The organism is Brevundimonas sp. LPMIX5 (assembly GCF_003576505.1).
Classification (GTDB): Bacteria; Pseudomonadota; Alphaproteobacteria; order Caulobacterales; family Caulobacteraceae; genus Brevundimonas; species Brevundimonas naejangsanensis.
Genome location: NZ_QWTZ01000004.1, coordinates 157,326 through 178,092, shown reverse-complemented (window position 1 = coordinate 178,092; position 20,767 = coordinate 157,326). Strand labels below are relative to the sequence as shown.

Here is a 20,767-nt window from a genome sequence, read left to right as displayed (position 1 = left end):
CGTGTCAGTCGGCGTCAGCCGTCGCACAACGGCCTCTCGGCCGACTTATGCCGCGAACCCTCACCCTTTCGCCTTAGCCAATCGCTACGCTCTTGGAGGCTCAAGCCCTCTCCCATCGGGAGAGGGTCGGCTTCCGCGCTTGCGTCCCGCCACGCTTCGCGAAAGAGTGCGCCCCTTATTGTACCGAGGGGGTCTTTATCATGCGTCGTCTTCTGATTTCATCCGCCGCCGTGCTGGCGCTCTGCGCCGCCGCGCCCGCCGCCATGGCCGAAGGAGCGGTGCCCGCCGCTGCCGCCGCCCAGGCCCAAAGCGAGGACGCGCGGCTCAACGCCTTCTTCGAACAGGCCTTCGAGGCGCGCGTGGCGCTGAGCCCCCAGCGCATGACCTCGCTGGGCCGCAAGACGGACTACGACAAACTGGACGACGTCTCCGACGCCGCCGCCGAACGCTCGCTGGCGCTGCAGGAAGCCCAGTTGGCGCAGATGAAGGCGCAGTTCGATCCGGCCAAGCTGAGCGAGCAGAGCCGCCTGTCCTGGCGCCTGTTCGAGCACGGCGTGCAGCAGGCGCGCCTGTCGAACCAGTGGCGCGACTGGGGTTTCCAGTTCGCCGCCAACGGCAACCCGACCACCAGCCTGCCGGTTTTCCTGATCAACAACCACCGCATTTCAGACGTGTCGGACGCCGAGGCCTATGTCGCCCGCCTGAACGCCGCCGAGCGCTATATGGGCCAGGTGGCCGACACCCTGAGCGCACGGGCCGGCAAGGGCGTGGTGTCGCCGCGCTTCGTGTTCGAGCCCTCGATCGACAACACCCGCGCGGTGATCGCCGGGGCCCCGTTCGACGGCGGCGCCGACAACCCGGTCTGGGCGGACTTCCAGAAGAAGATCGCCGCCCTCGACGCCGATCAGGCGACCAAGGACCGTCTGCTGGCCTCGGCCCGCGAAGCCCTGACCGGCCCCTACAAACGCGGCTTCGACACGGTGCTGACGGCGCTGGGCCAGGTGCAGACGAAGGCCGACAGCGACGCGGGCGTGTGGCGCCTGCCCAACGGCGAGGCCTATTACAACGCGCGCCTGCAGCTCTCGACCACCACCGACCTGACCGCCGACCAGATCCACCAGATCGGCCTGGACGAGGTCGCCCGCATCCAGCGCGACATGGAGACGATCAAGACCCAGGTCGGCTTCACCGGCTCGCTGCAGGACTTCTTCGCCTTCCTGAAGACGGACCCGCAGTTCCAGTATCCGAACACGCCGGAGGGCAAGGAAGCCTATCTGACCGACGCCCGCGCCTTCGTGGCCCAGGTCATGGCCGTGGCGCCGCAGTGGTTCTCCACCCTGCCCAAGGCCCCGCTGGAGGTCCGCGCCGTCGAGCCGTTCCGTGAGGCGACGGCGTCGATCGCCTTCTACAACTCGCCCGCGCCCGACGGCTCGCGCCCGGGCATCTACTACGTCAACCTGTCGGACATGACCCAGGTGCTGAAGCCCCAGATCGAGGGCATCAGCTATCACGAGGGCGCGCCGGGCCACCACTTCCAGATCGCCTATGCGCAGGAGATGGAGCACCTGCCCAGCTTCCGCCGCTTCGGGGGCTATGGCGCCTATTCCGAAGGCTGGGGCCTGTATGCCGAGCGCCTGGGCAAGGAGATGGGCTTCTATCAGGACCCCTATTCCGACTTCGGCCGCCTCTCGACCGAGCTGTGGCGCGCGGTGCGTCTGGTGACCGACACCGGCCTGCACGCCAAGCGCTGGAGCCGCGAGCAGGCGATGGACTACTTCCGCCACAACTCCCTGCTGTCCGAGCGCGACATTCAGAAGGAAGTCGAGCGCTACATCACCAACCCCGGCCAGGCGACCAGCTACAAGATCGGCGAGCTGAAGATCGAAGAGTTGCGCGCAAAAGCCGAGGCGGCGCTGGGCGACCGCTTCGACATCAAGGACTTCCACACCGTCGTCCTGGGTTCGGGCGCCGTGCCGCTGGACGTGCTGGGCGACCTGGTCGACGCCTGGATCGCCAAGGGCGGCGGCCACCCGGCCTAAGTCTTCCTTCTCCCCGCCGGGGGAGAAGGTGGGCGCCGGAGGAGTTCGGATGAGGGGGAGGTTTCAGCGCACGGACGGCTGACGTCTCGCCTTCATCCGCCCGCCCCCTCATCCGTCATGCTGACGCATGACACCTTCTCCCCCGGGGGGAGAAGGGCTAGGAGGCTGCCCATGCCCTTTACCGCCACCGTCCTGACCATGTTTCCCGAGGCCTTTCCCGGACCGCTGGGGGTGTCGCTGATCGGCACCGCCTGGCGCGAGAAGGGGCTGTGGGACCTGCAGACGCTGGACATTCGCGCGTTTTCCGAAGATAAGCGCGGCTTCCTGGACGACACCCCTGCGGGTGGCGGTCCCGGTCAGGTGCTTAAAGCGGACGTGGTGGCCAGGGCTCTCGACAGCCTGGAAGGCCCGCCTAGGCCGCTTTTGTACATGAGCGCACGCGGTCGACCCCTGACGCAGGCGCGGGTTACGGAATGGGCCAAGGCCGACGGCATCGTCGTCCTGTGCGGCCGTTTCGAGGGGGTGGACCAGCGGGTGCTCGACGCCCGGGGGTTCGAGGAGGTCTCCGTCGGGGACGCGGTGCTCGCCGGCGGCGAGGCGGCGGCCATGGTGGCGATCGAGGCGTGCGTCCGGTTGGTTCCGGGGGTTCTGGGTGCGGCGGAAAGCCTGTCCACCGAGAGCTTCGAGGACGACCTGCTTGAGCATCCGCAGTACACGCGACCGCGGACGTTCGAGGGCCACGACATCCCGGAAGTCCTGTTGTCAGGCGATCACAAGAAGATCGCCCAATGGCGTCAGGAACAAAGGGAAAGAACGACGCGGGAGCGGCGCCCGGATCTCTGGGAGCGGCATCTCGCCAACTTACAGGTAAAGAGCAAACAAGCTCCGGAGAAATAACATGAACATCGTCCAGCAACTTGCTGCCGAAGAAAAAGCCCGCCTGCTCGAAGGCAAGACCATCCCCGAATTCCAGCCGGGCGACACCCTGCGCGTCAACGTGCGCATCAAGGAAGGCGAGCGCGAACGCATCCAGGCGTTCGAAGGCGTCTGCATCGCCCGTGATGGCGGCGGCGTGAACGAGACCTTCACGGTCCGCAAGATTTCGTTCGGTGAAGGCGTGGAGCGCCGCTTCCCCATCCTGTCGCCGAACGTCGACTCCATCGAAGTGAAGCGTCGCGGCGTCGTCCGTCGCGCCAAGCTGTATTACCTGCGCGACCGTCGCGGCAAGTCGGCCCGGATCGCCGAGCGCCAGACGGCCCGCAAGGTCGCCGTCCCGGCCGCCGGCACGACCGAGAAGGCCGGCGACGAGGCCTGATTTCAGGCTTCGGCTTCGCGCTGAAGATCAAAAGCCCCGGCGGAAACGCCGGGGCTTTTTAGTGCGCTACCGCTCGCCGCGCGGCGGCTCGCTGCTTGAGCGGGTTGAGTGCGCTACCACTCGCCGCGCGGCGGCTCGCTGCTTGAGCGGGTTAAGCGCGCTACCGCTCGCCGCGCGGCGGCTCGCTGCTTGAGCGGGTTGTGTCGCCCGCGAGACTGTGTTTCAGCGCGCTGAGTTGATCATATCCTGCGCAGACTTCGCCATAGGCGCGGCGGATGCTCTCCTTGGTCGTAGCCGACAGGGCCTCGTCCGCCAGCGCCCGCTCGAACCGGCTTTTCAACTGATCCTCGCCGTTTTCGACCGTATCGATCATGGAGACCTCGCTGCGCAGCAGGGCGTGGCTGATATCGCTGAAGGCGCGCTGGGCCTTGGCCAGGATGGAGCCGTCCTCATCGGACGAACCGCCGCGCTCGCGCACCGCCGCCTTGAGCTCTTCGGCCAGACGGCGACGCTCGGACGCCCGCGCCTCGAACCAGTGGCGATAGGCGCCGTCAGCTGTTTCGACCGCAGCTTCATGATAGCCGTCGGCGCTGTCGATCAGCCCCTCGATCAGACTGTTGAGGACCTTGATGTCGTGACTGTTGCCGCTCATCGGAAACCTCCTTGGCCGTTTCACAGGTTCAATCCCTGCCAGCAGCGAAGGTTGCCGATCTGCCCGCGCTCTACAGCTTGGTGCGCAGCGACCAGAGTTCAGGGAAGCAGCGGCGCTTCAGCGTCTCGACCAGATAGCCCACGCCATCGGTGCCCCCCGTGCCCTGACGACGGCCGATGATGCGCTCGACCGTGACCACATGCTTGTGCCGCCAGGTCAGCAGGGCGTCGTCCAGATCGACCAGCTTCTCGGCCAGTTGGTACAGGGGCCACCAGCGCTCGGTGTCGCGATACACCTCCAGCCAGGCGGCCTCGACGCCCTCGTCGGCCTCATAGGACTGGCTGACGTCGCGGTTCAGCACGGCGTCGGGCACCGGCAGGCCCGCGCGGGCCAGCTGACGCAGGGCGTCGTCATAGAGGCTGGGCGATTCCAGCGCCGCCTTCAGCGCCGCATGGGCGTCGGGGCGTTCGACGTGGAAGCGCAGGAACCGAGGGTCCTTCAGACCCAGCATGGTCTCCAGACGGCGGAACTGATCGCTCTGGAACCCCGAGCTGGCGCCCAGGTCGCCCCGGAATTTCAGATAGTCGGCGGGCGTCATGGTGGCCAGGATGTCCCAGCTCTGGGTCATCACCGACTGGATGCGGCTGACGCGGGCCAGACTCTTGTAGGCGGGCACCAGATCGCCGGCGCGCACCAGCGTCTGCGCCAGGGCCACCTCGTGCAGGATCTGCTTGAGCCACAGTTCCTTGGTCTGGTGGATGATGACGAAGAGCATCTCGTCATGCTGGTCGGAGCGCGGCTTCTGGGCGGACAGGATGTCGTCAAGCGCCAGATAGCCGGCGTAGGTCACGCCCTGCGGCTCGTGCTTGGCCGTGTCGATGGCCCGATCCCGAATATTGGGTCCGCGAATGTCGTTTGCGTCGGTCATGAACCAGCTATCGCCCGATCAGCCGGGCGGGGCCAGACCCTTTTTCGACGCGGCCGCGACCTGGGCTTAGTTGGCCGCGCGGTCGTCGGCGATAGCGTTGGCGGCCATCTGGCGGCCGTTGGCGAAGGCGTCGCGGGCGCCGTTATAGATGAAGCCGTAGGTCGGATAGACGGTGGTGCCCAGATCGTTGATCGGGTTGTACCAGACCTTCACCCGGCTCCAGTCGCCAGAGGAGGAGACGTCGACGACGGTGACGTTTTCCTCAACCTTGCCGCGGCTGCCGCCCCAGTTGGCGTGGGTGACGCGGATCACCCGGTCGGTCAGGACGTCGGAGACGACGGCGACGTGGCCGGCGCTCATCCGGCCGTGGGGCTGGAACACCAGGACGGATCCGGTCTCAGGCGCATTGCCGGTGCGGAACTTGCTGACGGCCTGACGCCACCAGGTCCAGGCGTCGCCGAAAATCTGAATCCCCGAGAACATGCGCGCGAAGGTCACGCACTGCCAGTAGGGGTCGCCGGCCTGGGCCGGGGTGGTGCTGAAGGCGAAGAAGCCAAGGGTCGCCGCAAGGGCGGCGGCTGTGAGCCGTTTCATCATCTGGCGTGCTCCCGACTGAACGCGGACAAGCCTTAGACGATAGGGTCAGAATGTTGAAGAACTGTTTCCGACTGTTTCCCCCGTCGATCCACAGATGATCGGCGCCGTTTCGCCCATCCGCGCAGGAAACTGCGGGCCGGGCGCTCGATCAACCGATGAACAATCGCAGCGGCGACGATCAGTCCGGCGATGATCGCCAGCCACAACACCAAGGGAAGCTGCTTGTCTTCAGCGCCGGTCAGACGGGCGACGACATTGACCGCCAGTATCTGCCACGGGGCGCACAACATATAGACGGCATAACTGATCTCGCCGAGATAGACGGCCGGCGCCGATCCCAGCAGGCCCGCCTTGTCTGCGGGAATGCTGGCCAGGGCCAGGATCAGCAGACCGCCCGACAGGACGGTGATCCCGTCCCAGCTCAACAGGGCGGCGCTGAGCGCCATCACGACCGCCGCCGCCGCAGCCAGAAGGCCCGCGCGCGGCAGGGGCGCCCGGCGATAGACCAGATAAAGGGCGCAGCCATAGGCGAAGCAGGGCACGATCCGCAGCGCCCCCCATTTGAACGTCGCCTCGGTCAGGCGATAGCCCGCGACGCGCTCGAAGCCGACATAGAGGGCCGCCAGAAACAGGGCCGCCGCGCCCGTCGCCACCCACGGCCGGTCACGCAGCTTCCATGCGGCGACGGCGAAGAGCGGGAAGGTCACATAGGCGAACCACTCGGCCGAAATCGACCAGGACGGGTGGTTCCACCCCGCCTCGCCGGCGAAGCCCCAGGCGTGGAGCATCAACAGATTGGGCAGCAGGGTCTTCCAGCTGAGAATGCCGGAATCGATCGCCATCCCCGCCGCCGTCGCCGCCAGCCCCAGGGCCATGACGCCGAACAGGGTGAACAGGTGCAGCGGATAGATCCGCGCGATGCGCGCCCACAGGAAGCCCCTGTAGCCGAAGCGCTTCTCGCCGAACGCCTGCAGATAGACGTGGCTGAGGATGAAGCCCGACAGGACGAAGAAGAGCTCGACCCCCAGATAACCCTTGGCCGCCAGGGCGGGCATGCCGCCGACCGCCAGATTGGGCCACATCAGATAGACCACGACCCACAGGGCCGCGAGAAACCTGAGCGAAGTCAGGGGACGGATGTCGATCGGCGTCGCTAAGGGCGTCATGGGACCATCCTGGCCGGTGAACCGACCGGGGACAGCCCGGCCGCGCTGAGGGGATCAGTGCAAGCCCGGCGCCAGCTTGACCTTACTCGACGCGGCCGCTTTCACCCGCTCGCTCGATCGCGGCCGTGGCGGCGGCGCAGCCGGTCAGGGTCTCGCCGCCGATCTCGACCTTGGCCGTCAGGGGATAGGTCCGGTCGCTCATGCCGTCCGAACAGTCGGTCGCCGTCAGGGTGACGGTCAGATCGGCGCCCGCTTCAGTCTTCGTCGTCCAGCTGACGAGGTTGCCCTGAAGCGTCGGGCCGGGGTTGGCGGCCCTCTGCTCCGGCCGGTCGACGCCGGAATAGATCAGGGCCTGCGGCGTGATCTCCACGGCCCAGAAGGGCTCGGTTCCCAGCACGCGCACCGGCTGGTCCAGATCGACGCCCGCCAGGGCGCGAGGCTCGGCCTTGGCGGCTTCCGGCGCCTTTTGGGCAGGTTGGGAGCAGGCGGCGAGGACCAGCGACAGGGCGGCGGCGGAGAAGGCGGCAGGCAGGAATGCGGCGCGCATGGGCGATCCTTTCTGAGGTTCGCCTGCCAAGGTCAGGGTTTGGCGCCCCCCCGTCAAGACAGGCGCCAAAGCGGCGCGCCTGGGTTAATGTGGCGTCATGCCGATTCGTCCCGCACCAGCCACAGACGCAGGCGCCGCCCTCACGGCCTGCGAGTTCTTTGCGGGCGGCGGGCTGGCGGGGCTGGGGCTGCATCTGAGCGGCGCCGGTTTCCGCACTGTTCTGGCCAATGACATCGACGCAGCCAAGGCTCGCGCTTTTCGCGCCAACCACCCGGACACGCCGCTGATCCACGACGATATCTGGACGGTGACGCCCGATCAGGTTCCGGGCGCGCCGGACCTGTGCTGGGCCTCATCGCCATGTCAGGACGTCAGTCTGGCGGGCGCCCGCGGCGGGCTGAAGGCGCAGCGGTCAGGCGCCTTCTGGGGTTTCTGGAAGCTGATGCAGGGGCTGGACGCCGAGGGTCGGGCGCCGCGCCTCATCGTGCTGGAAAACGTGGTCGGCCTGCTGACCTCGGGCGAGGGACAGGACTTCGCCGCCGTATGCGGGGCGATGGTCGAGGCCGGTTACACGGTCGGGGCGCTGGAGCTGGACGCGGAACTGTGGCTGCCCCAGTCGCGGCCGCGCCTGTTCATCATCGCCATGCGGGGGATCGAGGGGCCGCGCCTGAAAGGCCCCGCCCTGCCCTTCCACTCGCCGCGCCTGACCGCCGCCTGGGCGCGGCTGCCGGCGCCCCTGAAGGCGAACTGGGCCTGGTGGCGGCTGGACACGCCGCCGCGCCGCAACCTCGATCTGGCGGCGGTGCTTGAGCCTGACGTTCCCTGTTTCGACGACGCGGAGGCGCAGACCCTGCTCGCCATGCTGTCGCCGCTGCACCGGGCGCGGCTGGAGGCGATCCAGGCCTCGGGCGAGCGGCGCGTGGGCGCCGCCTTCCGCCGGGTGCGGACCAAGGACGGGCAGAAGCTGCAACGGCTGGAGCTGCGCTTCGACGGGCTGGCGGGCTGTCTGCGCACGCCGTCGGGCGGATCGTCGCGACAGTATGTGGTCATTGTGGAGGATGGCCAGGTCGCCCTGCGCCGCCTGACCGGGCGCGAGGCGGCGCGGCTGATGGGGGTGGACGAGGCCTATCGCCTGCCCGCCAGCGAAAGCGCGGCGCTGAAGCTGATGGGCGACGCCGTGTCCGTGCCCGTCGTCGCGGCCCTGACACGCGGCCTGTTCCTGCCCGCCCTGACCGACAGCGCCGAAGCCGCAGCCTGAACCGTCAGTAATAGAGGTCGTCGTCCTTGCGGTCCTCGGAGCCCTCGATGCCGGGGTCCAGATGGTTATCGACCCGGTCGTCCCAACCGTCGCGGTCCGACCGGAAGGCCAGGGCCATCAACCCCCAGGCCAGGCCGACCGTGCCCAGCACGCCCAGCCCCATGGCGATCCAGCCGTGCAGGCTCATCTCGCCGCCGCCGATCAGACGCCAATAGGCCGCCAGCCCAAGCGTGCTGACGGCCGAGATGGCGACGGCGAGAACCAGCGACCGCAGAAGCCGGAACAGCCGCCCGCCTCTGGAGGTCTTTGTCATGGCTCAGTTCAGCGCTGGACCCACTGGCCCTGGGCGTTCTTGTACCACTGGCCCGAGCTGATGCGCGGCAGCAGCTGGGTCTCGAACATCCGGGCCCCGGCCACTTCGGCCGTGGTGCCGGCGTCGGCGGCGCTGCGGGCGTAGGCCTGGCGACGACCGGCGTTGGTGGCGCTGATGGCGGCCTGGGTGTCGCCGTCGACCGAGGTGCGCACGCCGACATAGCCGTCGGCCTGCTCGCCCGCCGCGCCTGCGGCCTTGGCCTGATCGACCAGAGCCTTCTGCGAGGCGGTCTGGGCCACGGCGGCGCCGGCGGCGACGCCCAGGGCTGCCACAGCGGCCACGGCGACGAAGAGTTTGCGATTAGTCATGTCAAAGCCCCCTTTCGTATCAGAACAGGTTGGGGTTTTCGCGGAGCAGGTTCTGCAGTTCCTGGTCCAGCTTGATGCGGATATCGGCGTCGAGCTTGGCGTAGATTTGCAGCGGCTCGCTGAACTTGATGTTCACCGTAGGCGCGCATGCGGCCAGGCTGACGGCGCTGAGGCCGAGCGCAGCGACGATCTGACGCTTGCTGATCATGAGGCCGATCTCCGAAGGCGGCGTTGGAAGTCACCGCCATATAACGCTGCGGCGAGTGAACGGGTTCTGAACAAAGCGGAGCCGCCGATCAAGGCTGCTCATCCGTCGTCAGCACGGGCGTTTCGCCGCGCCGGGCGTATTCAAGCAGGTCCGAGACGATCTGATTGGCGTTCCACGTCGTGTCCAGCGTCAGGTCGATCGGCGTATCGGACGGCAGATTCAGCTTCTTGTTCATGAAGTCGCGGCGGATCAGCTCCATAAAGGTCAGGCGCAGTTGTTCGCGCTCGGGCGGATCGTGGCGGCCGTTGATGCGGAAGCGGACGCCCAGACGCCCCTCGTCCAGACTGTTGACCTCGGCGGTCAGGTCGCTGATCGCCAGGTCCTGCATGGCCTGATAGGCCAGATCCTGCATGGTGTTGGGCGGCAGATCGGCAGAGTTCGCGCCTCCACCCGCGCCGAGATCGTCGAACACCTCGGGCTGGATCGACAGACGGCCGGGCCGCACCCCGTTCAGCACGCCGCCGACGATGCGCCAGCCCGCCTTGGGGTCATAGGTGAAGGGCAGACGGCCGGACACCACGGCGTCCAGTTCCGCCTTGTCCTGAAGATTGGCGCTCTTCAGCAGCTCGTTCAGTTGCACGCCCTCGACCACGATCACCCCGCCCCAGCCCTCGCCGGGCGTCAGCGGCAGGGACAGGGGCTCGACGCTGATGCGCCCGCCCGCCGCCTGAATCCGCCCGCCGCCGATGGTCAGGGCCTTTTCGTCCAGGCCGAACGTCAGCTGGAAATCGGTCAGCGGCGTCACCGTCTGCACGCGGTCGGCGGTCAGCTTCTGATCCGGCGCGGTGATCAGGGGCGTCAGACTGGTGAACTCCACCCGCCCTTTCAGACCCTGAACCTTGCCCGCCGGGCTGGTGAAATCCAGATCCGGCACGGTCAGAACGCCCGAACTGGTCGCCCCCTCGGCAGTCCAGTCGAACCGCCCCTCAAACCCGGCCGAGCCCTCGACCGGCGACTTCACATAGTCGGCGACCAGCGGGCTGAGGTCGTCGGGCTGAAGCCCATGCTCGGTGAAGATCAGGTTGGGCGCGGAAATCGCCGCCCCGCCCGCCTGAAGGCGCCCGTCGTGGCGCAGGTCGATGCGGCCGACCTCATAGTCCAGTCGACTGAGATCGAAACCGGCGGTCCAGACCTCATCGGCGAGTTGCGCCTCGCCCTTGGCCTGAAGCGGAAGGAAGCGGGCCGGATCAGCGACGTCGGACGCCTGGGCCTTGGAGATCGCGGCTCGCATCGACAGCCCCTTGGCCGCGCCGTCGACGGCCAGAGAGCCTTCCGCTTCGGAAAACCGCATCTCAAGAAACGGCGCCGTCGCCGCTACATCGGCCAGACGCGCCCGCGCGCGCCAGGCGCCGCCCTGGGCCGCGATCAGCGGCTCGTCGCCAGGGCATACCCGGCCCGAGATCGCCTCGACCGAGTTCTCGCCCAAATCCAGCTTGCCGACCGTCAATGGGATGCAGTCGTCGGCCGTATAGGTCAGCCGCCCGCCCGACGAAGCCAGTTCGCCCTGGGTGCTGAAGGCGATGTCGCGCGCCGGGCCGAAGTCCAGTCCCGCCTGCCCCTTGAGGCGCGCCGCAAAGCCGCCGCGCGTCAGACGCCACTCGATCCCTTCAAAGCGGGCTTCCGGCAGGCCGCCGCCGCGCGTGGAGGTCAGGCTCAGCGCCCCGCCGCCATTTGCCCCCTCGCCCGAGGCGAACAGGGGCTTGCGGTGGGCCTCCAGCCGCACCTCGCCGCCGTTGGCCGGGCGCGCCGTGATCGGCTGCGGCAGGCTCAGCTCCAGTCCGGCGTTGTCGCTGGCCAGGCGGATGCGCGGAACGTTCAGGGCGAAGTCGCCCAGGGCGCGCTTCAACTCGGCCATTTCCGGCAGGTCGTCCGCCGTCGGCGCGCCCATAGAGGTCACGGCGGCATGATCGACCTTGAGCGCGCCCTGAACATCGATGCGGGTCACGGCGTCGCGCACGATATCCACATCCAGCGCGCCGTTGGCGCTGCGCAGGTTGAAGTCCTTGGCGTGCACGGAGCGCGCCTGAAGCGTCACTGGGCCCTGCACCTCCAGCGCATCGCCGTGGCCGCCCGCGCGCAGGCTGGCCGAGGTCAGGTTCAGCCCCTCCAGCCGCGTGTCGCCCGCCCGGCCCGAACCGGCGCTGAGGCGCGCCGGGGTCGCCAGCCGCCACCGCGTTTCGGCAGCATCGACGCCGCCGGACACCGACAGATCGGCGTCCGTCAGACGAAGGTCGAACGCGTTCGCCTGTAGCCCCTCGCCGGCGACAGCGGCCGCCGTGGCCGTCGCCTGCCCCTTGCCCGTCAGCGCGTATTTGTTGAGCCAGCCCGAGACCTGACCGTCGAAACTGAGGTCGGCGCCGATCGTGCGGGCTCTGACCCCGGCGCCGCTCGCCGCATCGGCCGAGAACCGGCCGGTCAGGGCGATGCGCCCGTCGCCGCGCCGCGTCTTCATGTCCGGATAAGGCAGGTCGCCTTTCAGATGCAGGACCGCGCCCTCGCCGCTAGCCTGATCCCCAGCTGCAAACCGTTCCGCCTGAAGATCAAGCGCGATCGCCAGCCGATCGCCGGTCGTCGTCGCCTCGACCACGCCGCCCAGACCGCGCGCCTCGATCCCGCCGCTCTTGAGCGAGGCCGCAGGCATACGGCCCGACAGACGCATCAGCTTGCCGTTGTCGATGCGCGCGTCGGCCAGCAGATTAACCGGCCCGTATTCCGTGTCGATGCGCGCCTGACCGCTTTCGACGATGACGAGGGGCGCGCGCGAATCCGGCTTGGGCGGCTTGCCGGTGAACTCTTCGACCAGAGGGTCCAGACTGCCCAGAGACAGCTTGCCGTCCTTCCACGCCGCGCGGACGATCGGCCGAACCAGCCGCACCCGACTGGGCGTCACGCCCAGCCCGGCTTTCGACCAGGGCAGGCCCACGGCGTAATCGACCTCGACCCGCTCGACCTTGAAATCTGGATTATTGGGATCGCCGATGGAGATCCTGCCGACGAAGCCGTTGACCTCCAACCGCTCGACCTCGACGTCGGCGTCGATGCCCTTGCGCTCCAGCCAGCCGACCAGCAGTTCGCGCGCCGCCGCCCGGCGGTTCAGATAAAGCGCCGCCGCCAGCACCAGAATCACCATCAGGGCGACCCCGGCGCCCTTCATCAGGGCCCGCATAGGGGAAGGCTTGCGAGGTCGCTCGCGCGGCGAGGAAGGATCGGCGTCTTCGGTCAAGGTCGCGGGACGATCATCATCTAACGGTTGAAGGCGACAACGCCACAAAATGCGCCACGATGACAGTCGTTGCCTTGCGACAACTATACCGTGTCATCATCGCCACTACAGGACGATCAGACCCTAAAAATGGCGAAGATTCACGACAAGACCGCAGCGAACGTCGAAATACTTCATCAATCCCCCGCCAAGTTAACCGAATGTAACCTGACCGCTTCCCAACATGGATCAGGCGGGCTATACGGCTCGCTTCACTGTCGGTCGGGGACGTCCGACGTGACCTAATTTCGACTGGTCTGGCGCAGCACGCGTCGTCGATTCGCCGGGGACCCATGGCTCAGTTCGATCCTCGCCGCCAGCCTGTTCGGCTTGCGCCGCACCTGCTGACCACCTGCGCCGCCGTCGGCATCGCCCTGCTTGCGGGTCGAGGGTTTGAACAGGTGAAGGCCGAGGAGGTTCCCCCTCTGACGGCGGAACAGATCGAATTCCTGGAAGCCCAGGCCTACGCCGCCGCCGCCGCTCCGGCCGGCATGACCACCCCCGAAGCCATTCCCGTGCAGATTCGTCGCGGCGAGACGTTCGAACAGGCCGTGCGCCGCACCGGCGTCGGCGCCGAGGAAGCCCGCGCCGTGGCCGACACCGTCGCCAGCGCCTTCGACCTCAAGGACCTGCGCGCCGGCCTGCGTTTTGAAACCGCCGTGTCCAAGCCGCGCGGCGGCATGGGCGACGCCCGCCTGATCGGCCTGACCATGCGCACCGGCCCGGCCAGCCAGCTAACCGTGTCGCGCAGCTTCGACGGCGCGCTTCGCCTGCGCTCGCTCGACGAGAAGGTGACCGAGGAAACCGTCGTCGCCAACGACAAGGTTCAGCGCTCCCTGTCCGCCAGCGCCCGCGAACTGGGCGCGACCTCGGCCGTGGTGCGCCGCGCCAGCCAGCTGTTCGCCCACAAGTTCGACATGCAGCGCGACGTGCGCGCCGCCGATGAATTCACCCTCGTCTTCGACCGCAAGGTCACCGAATCGGGCCGCACCGTCGAGACCGGCGAACTCCTCTATGCAGAGCTGAAGGGCCACGCCTTCTATCGCTTCCAGCCCGCGGGCTCGAAGACGGCTCAGTATTTCGACGCCACCGGCAAGAATACGCGCACCGCCATGATGCGCACGCCGCTGCAGAACTTCCGCCGCGTCAGCTCCAACTTCGGCGTCCGCACCCACCCGATCTCGGGCTATCGCAAGATGCACCAGGGGATGGACTTCGCCGCATCGACCGGCACCCCGGTCGTGGCCCCCGCCGACGGCGTGGTGGTCGAGGCCCGCCGCTGGGGCGGCTACGGCAACTGGCTGCGCATCCGCCACGCCAACGGTCTGGAAAGCGGCTACGGCCACCTGTCGCGCTACGCCTCGGGCATGCGCGCGGGCCAGCGCGTGACCCAGGGCCAGGTCGTCGCCTATGTCGGCTCGACCGGCGCCTCGACCGGACCGCACCTGCACTATGAAATCTGGCGTAACGGCCAGCGGATCAATCCCTCGGGCATCAAGACCCAGGAAGGCACCGTCCTGGCGGGCGACGACCTGAACGCCTTCCGCGCCGAGAAGGCCCGCATCGACCGCATCATCGCCGCCGGCGGCCAGCGCCGCCCCGCCGCCGTGCAACAGGCCGCCAACGGCCTGCGTCCCGCCGAAGGCTGATCGCCGGGCGACAGTCGCGCCTCAACCGACCAGTTGCGGCGCGCCTTCCTGATTCGGACACCGCACGCCGTGGACCCACAGGTCCGCCTCGCCCAGACGCACGCCCAGAAGCTCCAGCAGGGGCTGAATCACCCCGTCCAGAACGGGGCCTAGCGGCGTCAACAATCCCCGAACGGTCCCCAACAGTTCGCTGACCGGCAAACTTATCAGCCCCCCCAGCAACTCGACCTTCAGGTCCAGTTTCGTCAGCAGGCTCACGATCACCCCCTGGCCGAACTGTTTCGAGCCCACCGTCCTGGGTTCGCCCGCGCCGATATCGGCAGCGGTGAAGCGGACCTGGCGCCAATCAGGGTCGGCCGCCTCTATGTCCGCCCGGCCGGTCACATTCGCCACCTTGATACCGAGCAGCCCCAGGACCGACACCAGAGGCGCAGGCGTGACGTTCAGTTTCGACTTGAACTCCCGCAGTTTGGTCTTGTCGACGGCGCCGATCGCCGCCCGCGCAACGCCCGGCTTGACCTCCAGCGTTACGCCGGGCCCGGGGCCGCAGTCGATCTGCTTCAGCCGCGCCTCCGCGCTCGCCGCTTCGATCAGGACAGGAAGTTTGATCGCGGTGAGATCCGACAGGGCCTTGGCGGTCGTCGCCTCAAGATAAAGCCGCGTCTGCACCGTGCGGATGATCGGCTCGCCCTTGCTGGTCACCGTCAGCCAGGGCGACCGGTTCGGTCGCTCGCCGATGGCCAGCATGACATCCAGGTCGGCGATGCCGAGCCGCGCGCCCACATCCAGCGCCAACTGGCGTTCCTTGTTCGCCGTTTGCAGGGTCGCCATCAGCAGGTCAAAGACAGACACCTGGGCGTTCAACCGCTCACGCAATCCCTGACGGGCGTCGGCCTCCACGCCGATCAGGTCGCCGAGCTTCAAACGGGCGTCCGCGGGTGCGCCCGTCAACTTGCTCAGCGCGCTGCTGGGCCCCGAGCCTGCAATCCGCTCCAGCACGCGCAGGACACGCCCCGTCTCGACCTCTTGCTTCAGCAGGGCGTCATAGTCCCCCGCCGTCACCCCCAGGTCCGCCGCCAGCGCGTCCGAGAACTGCAACAGGCTGACCTGGGCGTCGAGCAGGCTTCTGTAATCCATCAGGGTCAGCGACACGCGGCCTCCCAAGAGGCCCGACAACAGACTGTTGGCCAGCCCCCCGTCAACCGACCCCAGCCGCGACCCGATCGAGAACATGGCTGTCGGCGCGCCGCCGGGCCGCGCGGCCGTAGCCTGTTTGGTGACCGACACCGCATCACGCCCCAGAACGACGCGGCCAAAGAACAAGGGGGCGGGCGCCGTCGCCGTCACCTGCGCCGCGTTGACCTGCCCTGCGGCCGCGACGAACCTCTGCGACGGCTTCAGCCTGGGGTCCGGCGTATAGACACCCGTCTGAACGCTCAGGGTCGCGATATCCGCCAGATTGGCCCGCGCCGTCGCCTCCGCCGCCGCTTCGGCGTGCTGAAGCGAGCCCGCGGCGGCCAGCGCCGACAGATCGACTGCGCCTTGCAACTCCCGCCCCTTCAGGACCACCATTCCCACATCGACCGCCAGGGCGGCGCTGACGCAGATCAGCGCGCCGGCGGCCGCCGACATGATCGTCACCCCGCCGCGCCGGTTTCGTCCCAGACGGGCGATCAGATTGCGTACAGTCTTCGAACCAGCCATCTCAGACCTCATTGATCTGAATGACGGCGGCGCGACGGATGACCTTGGGCGGCGACACCGTCAGCGGGGCCAGGGCCATCAGAGGGTGATGACCGGCGTCATAGGCCACCACGACGCGGAAAAACCGACCGTCAACGCTGGTCTCGACGGTAGCGTCCACGCTCCTCAGTCCCAGATTGCGCAGATGTCCCGCGACCCCATCACGGGCCAACTGCTCCCGTTCGACTGCATCTAGCCCCGCGACCGCCGCGCGCGCGCCCTCCGACACCGCCGCCTGAACAGAATGGGCCATCCACAACCAGCCGCCGTAGACGATCATGCCGACGACCAGCAGCAGGAAGAAGGGACCGACGATAGCGAACTCGATCGCCGCCGCGCCTCTACGCCTGCCCGCTACACCAGAACCACACGCCTTCTGCATCGTCGCGCTCCTGACTGAGCAGCGATCATGCGAAACACAACTTAAAGGAGAATGTAGGCGCTGAACAACTCGCGCGCCCTACCGCTGCGTCGGAGCTCTGCGTGCTGGAGAAAGCGCTGGCGAAGTGTTGGAGCGGGTAGCGAGAATCGAACTCGCGACATTCAGCTTGGGAAGCTGACGTTCTACCTCTGAACTATACCCGCATCGCCTAGGCGAGCGCGGAAGATATAGGGCGCGGAGCAAAAGAAAAGGCCCGGCGAACCGGGCCCCTGATTTTTCTCAGATCAGGCGACGAGCCTAGTCGCGCACTTCCTCGACCTTGACGCCGCGCTTGGCCAGCATGGCCTGGACGCTGTCGGCGCCTGCCAGATGGCCCGCGCCCACCGAGATGAAGGCCGTGCCTGAGCCTTCGAGCAGGGTCATGATCTGCTGGGTCCAGTCGGCGTTGCGGCGCGTCAGCATGACGTCGTACATCTCCGGAGACTGGTCCTTCATCTCCCGGCCGATCAGGGCGTCAAGGCCATCAACGTCGCCGGTCGACCAGGCGCCGACCATGCGACCCAGGAACTCGGGCGCCTGATCGAACTCCTTCAGGCCGGAGCGCAGCATGGCCAGTTGCGCCTCTTCGGACATGTCGGCGATCAAGCCGATCTGCTGCGACATGGTCTCAAAGCCCTTGATCGGCTTGCCGGTGGCGGCGGCGCGGGCGTGCAGCACCTGATCCCCGCCGTTCTGCGGCAGATAACCGGCCTTGCTGATGCTGGCGATCGCCAGTTGCAGGGCCGCGAACCAGGGGCGCAAGGGATCCAGGGCGGCCCCCGTGGAACCGACCTGGCGTGCGGCGGCGTCGAGGTCGGCCAGTTCTTCAGCCGTCAGCAGGCTGGACAGGGGGCGGTCGGGCGACACGCCCTTGGCCTGAAAGATCGGCACGGCGCCGGCCACATCGTTCAGATCGGCGATTTCGAACCAGTATTCGTCGGCGCTGACGAAGGCCCGGTCCAGCCTGGCGCTGCCCCAAGGCGTCTCGGGCTTCAGCACATGGACGGTGCCGAACAGATAGAGGGTCGAATCCTCGTCCTTCACCACCCACAGGCGCGGACCCGATCCGGCCGGAGCGGCCACCACCGCGGCGGGATCGACGGCGGCGGGCGCCGCCTGGGCGAAGGCGGGCGTGGTCGGCGCCAGCAGGGCGGCAGCCAGAACTGCGGTCGAGGCGGCGACGGAAACGGAGGCGCGGCTCCAAAGGCGGCGGATCATGGTCAGACTCCCAAGGGGTCGCAGAAAAAGCGGATGGCGCGTCAGCCCTCTTCGTCGATGAAGATGGACTCGATGGGCATTTCAAACAGCCGGGCGATCTTGAAGGCCAGCGGCAGGGACGGGTCATAGCGGCCGGTTTCGAGCGCATTCACCGTCTGGCGCGACACGCCCAGTTCCTGCGCCAGGTGCGCCTGGCTCCAGTCGCGCTCGGCGCGCAATACCTTGAGGCGGTTCTTCACGGCGTCCTCCTCAACGGCGTCCCAGCCACCACCAGGCCCAGGCCAGGCCGTAGCCGGCGAGCTGGAACAGCAGAATGGCCATCATGCCGTTCAACAGCAGCTCCGGCGGCGTCTCGCCGGCCCATTGAGGCAGGACGACTTCGTCCCGGCGCAGCGACAGGGCCATCAGCAGCACCGCGCCGACCGCCATGCCGCTGGTTCCGCCCCAGAACCAGGCCCATTTGTGAGCCTCACGCGCAGCCTCATCGAGATGACGCCACCACCAGACGCAGATCGACAGCGCCGCCGCCATCACCAGACTCAGCATCACAGCGGTCATGGCGAACCCGGCCACGCCGGGCTGTTCGGACAGGATGACGCCCAGGACGCCGCCGATCAGGCCCAGCCCCAGGGAGACGGCGAACACCAGCAGGGCGCCGCGAACTCCCAGCGGTTTGAATGATTTGAACGACATCAGCGCTCTCAAACAGAAACAGACAAGTTTGTTTGTCAGTCCCAGCGCGGAACGTCAAGCGTGTTTGTCACATTCCGACGTCACTCCGGGGCGTTCAGTAACTCCGGACGGCTGAGGGCGCGGGGGGATTGTTCGACCGCATTCAGTTCGGGCAGCTCCTTGCCTTCGTGGTCGACCTTCAGGTCCTCGAAGCGGCGCGCCGAGACCATGACCTGACTCTCCAGCGAGCCGACGAACTGGTTGTAGCGGGAAACGGCCGCATCCAGCGCCTTGCCGACCGAAGCCGCGTGGCCCCCCATGACCGACAGCCGCTTGTAGAGCTCCTTGCCCAGCCTGGCGACGTCCTCGGCGTTCTTCGCCTGCTCCTCGGCGCGCCAGCCATAGGCGACCGCCTTGCACAGGGCGAACAGGGTGGTGGGCGTGACGATGACCACGCGCGAGGCCATCGCCGTGGTCATCAGGTCCGGCTCATGATCGAGCGCGGCGGCCAGGAAGGCGTCGCCGGGCACGAACATGGCGACGAAGTCGGGGCTGGGTTTGAACTGGTCCTGATAGGCCTTGGATGACAGCTGGCGCACATGGGTCTTCATGCTGGCGGCGGTGCGCAGGGACATGGCGCGAGCCTGGGCTTCCTCGTCGCCGTCCGCCTCGTCGGCGAAGGCCAGCGACACCTTGGCGTCGATGACGAACATCCCGCCGCCGGGCAGTTTGACGATGAAGTCCGGGCGCTGCTGGCGGCCTTCGTCGGTGGCCGAAGAGTTCTGCTCCTCAAAGTCGAAGCGGCCCGCCATGCCTGCGGCTTCCAGCACATTGCGGCAGGTCTGCTCGCCCCAGCGGCCGCGACGGCCGGTGTTGCCCTTCAGCGCCTCGGTCAGGCGCCGCGCCTCATCGCGGGTGGCGGTGGAGGCGGCCATCAGCAGGTTGAGCTGCTCCTTCAGCCCGCCGGTCTCATCGGCGCGCTGTTTTTCCAGCGCCGTGACGTGCTGCTGAAACTTGGCGAGGGTTTCCGAGACCGGCTTGAGATGGGCCTCCATCCGTTCGCGCGCGACGCGATCCTGAGCCTGAAAGGTCTCGGTGGCGCGGGCGACCAGCTTGGTCGCCACCGCCTCGGCCGACTGCGAGGCCTGGGCCTTGAGAAACTCGGCCATGGAGTCGCGGCTCTCCTCCATCAGCTCCAGCCGGGCGTCGGCGGCGTCGAGCGCGCCGCGCGCCTTCTGCCAGCCCATATAGGCCCACAGGAAACCGCCGCCCGCCATGAGCGCGACGACCAGCAGGATGAGTTCGAGCGTGTTCATGCTCCGTTCCTAGCGGGAGTCGGTGGCGGTTGGAAGTTATCACTCCCGATGGGAGCGGCTTCAGGCCGGGCGACGCGCGCGCAGGGCCTGGATGATGGTGCCGTCGTCCAGCCAGTCCAGCTCGCCGCCGACGGGGACCCCGCGCGCCAGGGACGTGACCTGCACCCCTGCCGCCGACAGGCGCTCGGCCAAATAGTGGGCCGTGGTCTGGCCGTCGACCGTGGCGGGCAGGGCCAGAACGACCTCCCTCGCCTCGCCGCCTTTCGCGCGGCCGATCAGTTCGGCGATGCGCAGCTGTTCGGGGCCGACGCCGTCCAGCGCCGACAGCAGGCCGCCCAGCACATGATACTTGCCGCGAAAGGCGCCCGATCGCTCCATGGCCCACAGAGCGCCGGCCTCCTCGACCACGCAGATCAGGGCGTTGTCGCGTGTCTGATCCGAACAGACCGAGCAGGGATCGCGCGTGTCGGGCGAACCGCAGACCGAGCAGTTGACGACCTTGTCCGCCGTCTCGGCCAGGGAGGCGGCCAGCGGGACCAGCAGTTGCTCGCGCCGCTTCAACAGGGCCAGCGCCGCGCGCCGGGCGGAGCGCGGCCCCATGCCCGGCAGCTTGGCCAGCAGGCTGATGAGCCGTTCGATTTCCGGCCCGGCGGAGGCGGCCATCAGAAGAGTTTCGGCATTCCGGGGATGTTCATCCCGGCCATGGGGCCGGCGGCCTCGCGCATCAGGGCGTTGTTGACCTCGTCCAGCTTGCGCTTGGCGTCGGCGTGGGCCGCGACGATCAGGTCGGCCAGAATCTCGCCCTCGCCGGGGGCCATCAGGCTGTCGTCGATCTTCACCGAGGTGATTTCGCCGGGGCCTTTCAGGGCGATGGTCACAAGACCGCCGCCCGAGGTGCCCTCGGCAGTGGATTCGGCCATTTTAGCCTGGGCGTCCTGCAGCTTCTGCTGCATCGCCTGGGCCTGTTGCATCAGGGCGTTGAGATCTTTCATGCCCCTTAGATAGGGCCAAGCGCCGCGCGGCTCCAGACCCCGG

General features: G+C 67.8%; 22 protein-coding genes and 1 tRNA gene. 5 read left to right on the top strand and 18 right to left on the bottom strand.

What is annotated here, in order from left to right; genetic code table 11:
* Positions 1-200: 200 nt before the first annotated feature.
* The 3 genes from D1604_RS05940 to rplS all read left to right on the top strand — a co-directional run bounded on the left by D1604_RS05940 (position 201) and on the right by rplS (position 3,354).
* Positions 201-2,039 carry a DUF885 domain-containing protein gene (locus D1604_RS05940; RefSeq protein ID WP_119412609.1) on the top strand — a complete coding sequence of 613 codons (1,839 nt, stop codon included), beginning with the start codon at positions 201-203 and terminating at the stop codon, positions 2,037-2,039.
* A gap of 171 nt (positions 2,040-2,210) precedes the next feature.
* Complete coding sequence (gene trmD / locus D1604_RS05935) at positions 2,211-2,936, top strand: tRNA (guanosine(37)-N1)-methyltransferase TrmD (protein ID WP_119412608.1); 726 nt, start codon at positions 2,211-2,213, stop codon at positions 2,934-2,936.
* A 1-nt stretch (position 2,937) separates the two neighbouring features.
* Entirely contained in the window at positions 2,938-3,354 is a 417-nt protein-coding gene (rplS, locus tag D1604_RS05930; RefSeq protein ID WP_024353812.1) for a 50S ribosomal protein L19, read from the top strand.
* A 160-nt stretch (positions 3,355-3,514) separates the two neighbouring features.
* Here the strand turns inward: rplS and D1604_RS05925 are convergent, their stop codons facing one another.
* The 5 genes from D1604_RS05925 to D1604_RS05905 form a co-directional block, all read right to left on the bottom strand.
* Positions 3,515-4,006 (bottom strand): PA2169 family four-helix-bundle protein, encoded by a 492-nt coding sequence (locus D1604_RS05925; RefSeq protein ID WP_119412607.1) that lies wholly within the window; start codon positions 4,004-4,006, stop codon positions 3,515-3,517.
* A 70-nt stretch (positions 4,007-4,076) separates the two neighbouring features.
* Positions 4,077-4,934, bottom strand: a complete 858-nt coding sequence (locus D1604_RS05920; RefSeq protein ID WP_233551917.1) for a tryptophan 2,3-dioxygenase — start codon at positions 4,932-4,934, stop codon at positions 4,077-4,079.
* A gap of 66 nt (positions 4,935-5,000) precedes the next feature.
* Positions 5,001-5,531 (bottom strand): CHAP domain-containing protein, encoded by a 531-nt coding sequence (locus D1604_RS05915; protein ID WP_003166844.1) that lies wholly within the window; start codon positions 5,529-5,531, stop codon positions 5,001-5,003.
* Between the two features lie 32 nt (positions 5,532-5,563).
* Complete coding sequence (locus tag D1604_RS05910) at positions 5,564-6,697, bottom strand: acyltransferase family protein (protein WP_119412606.1); 1,134 nt, start codon at positions 6,695-6,697, stop codon at positions 5,564-5,566.
* An 82-nt stretch (positions 6,698-6,779) separates the two neighbouring features.
* The gene (locus D1604_RS05905) at positions 6,780-7,244 is read right to left on the bottom strand and encodes a COG3650 family protein (protein WP_119412605.1); all 465 of its coding nucleotides are present in this window, start codon (positions 7,242-7,244) and stop codon (positions 6,780-6,782) included.
* A gap of 97 nt (positions 7,245-7,341) precedes the next feature.
* On the opposite strand from D1604_RS05905, the gene D1604_RS05900 reads away from it, so the two are divergent.
* Positions 7,342-8,502 (top strand): DNA cytosine methyltransferase, encoded by a 1,161-nt coding sequence (locus tag D1604_RS05900; protein WP_119412604.1) that lies wholly within the window; start codon positions 7,342-7,344, stop codon positions 8,500-8,502.
* A 4-nt stretch (positions 8,503-8,506) separates the two neighbouring features.
* Here D1604_RS05900 and D1604_RS05895 read toward each other — a convergent pair whose 3' ends face one another.
* The 4 genes from D1604_RS05895 to D1604_RS05880 form a co-directional block, all read right to left on the bottom strand.
* Complete coding sequence (locus D1604_RS05895) at positions 8,507-8,815, bottom strand: hypothetical protein (RefSeq protein ID WP_119412603.1); 309 nt, start codon at positions 8,813-8,815, stop codon at positions 8,507-8,509.
* A gap of 8 nt (positions 8,816-8,823) precedes the next feature.
* Positions 8,824-9,183 carry a YdbL family protein gene (locus tag D1604_RS05890; RefSeq protein ID WP_119412602.1) on the bottom strand — a complete coding sequence of 120 codons (360 nt, stop codon included), beginning with the start codon at positions 9,181-9,183 and terminating at the stop codon, positions 8,824-8,826.
* 19 nt (positions 9,184-9,202) lie between these two features.
* A complete protein-coding gene (locus D1604_RS05885; RefSeq protein ID WP_003166838.1) occupies positions 9,203-9,391 on the bottom strand; it encodes a YnbE family lipoprotein in 189 nt (62 codons plus the stop codon).
* Positions 9,392-9,479: 88 nt separating this feature from the next.
* A complete protein-coding gene (locus tag D1604_RS05880) occupies positions 9,480-12,605 on the bottom strand; it encodes an intermembrane phospholipid transport protein YdbH family protein (protein ID WP_119412762.1) in 3,126 nt (1,041 codons plus the stop codon).
* Between the two features lie 401 nt (positions 12,606-13,006).
* Between D1604_RS05880 and D1604_RS05875 the strand changes: the two genes are divergently transcribed.
* Positions 13,007-14,362: a M23 family metallopeptidase gene (locus tag D1604_RS05875; RefSeq protein WP_119412601.1), complete on the top strand. Its 1,356-nt coding sequence runs from the start codon at positions 13,007-13,009 to the stop codon at positions 14,360-14,362.
* Between the two features lie 21 nt (positions 14,363-14,383).
* On the opposite strand, the gene D1604_RS05870 is transcribed toward D1604_RS05875, so the two are convergent.
* The 9 genes from D1604_RS05870 to D1604_RS05830 all read right to left on the bottom strand — a co-directional run bounded on the left by D1604_RS05870 (position 14,384) and on the right by D1604_RS05830 (position 20,724).
* Positions 14,384-16,066, bottom strand: coding sequence for a TadG family pilus assembly protein (locus tag D1604_RS05870; RefSeq protein WP_233551916.1), 1,683 nt, complete (start codon positions 16,064-16,066; stop codon positions 14,384-14,386).
* 1 nt (position 16,067) lies between these two features.
* Positions 16,068-16,487, bottom strand: a complete 420-nt coding sequence (locus tag D1604_RS05865; protein ID WP_119412599.1) for a TadE/TadG family type IV pilus assembly protein — start codon at positions 16,485-16,487, stop codon at positions 16,068-16,070.
* 128 nt (positions 16,488-16,615) lie between these two features.
* A tRNA-Gly gene (locus D1604_RS05860) sits at positions 16,616-16,690 on the bottom strand.
* A 94-nt stretch (positions 16,691-16,784) separates the two neighbouring features.
* On the bottom strand, positions 16,785-17,744 hold the full coding sequence (locus D1604_RS05855) for a TraB/GumN family protein (protein ID WP_119412598.1): 960 nt from the start codon (positions 17,742-17,744) through the stop codon (positions 16,785-16,787).
* A 41-nt stretch (positions 17,745-17,785) separates the two neighbouring features.
* Positions 17,786-17,983 (bottom strand): helix-turn-helix transcriptional regulator, encoded by a 198-nt coding sequence (locus tag D1604_RS05850; protein WP_025976128.1) that lies wholly within the window; start codon positions 17,981-17,983, stop codon positions 17,786-17,788.
* 10 nt (positions 17,984-17,993) lie between these two features.
* On the bottom strand, positions 17,994-18,437 hold the full coding sequence (locus D1604_RS05845) for a hypothetical protein (RefSeq protein WP_024355091.1): 444 nt from the start codon (positions 18,435-18,437) through the stop codon (positions 17,994-17,996).
* An 80-nt stretch (positions 18,438-18,517) separates the two neighbouring features.
* Entirely contained in the window at positions 18,518-19,732 is a 1,215-nt protein-coding gene (locus D1604_RS05840) for a DNA recombination protein RmuC (protein ID WP_119412597.1), read from the bottom strand.
* 60 nt (positions 19,733-19,792) lie between these two features.
* Entirely contained in the window at positions 19,793-20,395 is a 603-nt protein-coding gene (gene recR / locus D1604_RS05835) for a recombination mediator RecR (RefSeq protein ID WP_003166828.1), read from the bottom strand.
* Entirely contained in the window at positions 20,395-20,724 is a 330-nt protein-coding gene (locus D1604_RS05830; protein ID WP_024355094.1) for a YbaB/EbfC family nucleoid-associated protein, read from the bottom strand. The genes recR and D1604_RS05830 overlap by 1 nt, the downstream gene beginning before the upstream one ends.
* Positions 20,725-20,767 lie beyond the last annotated feature (43 nt).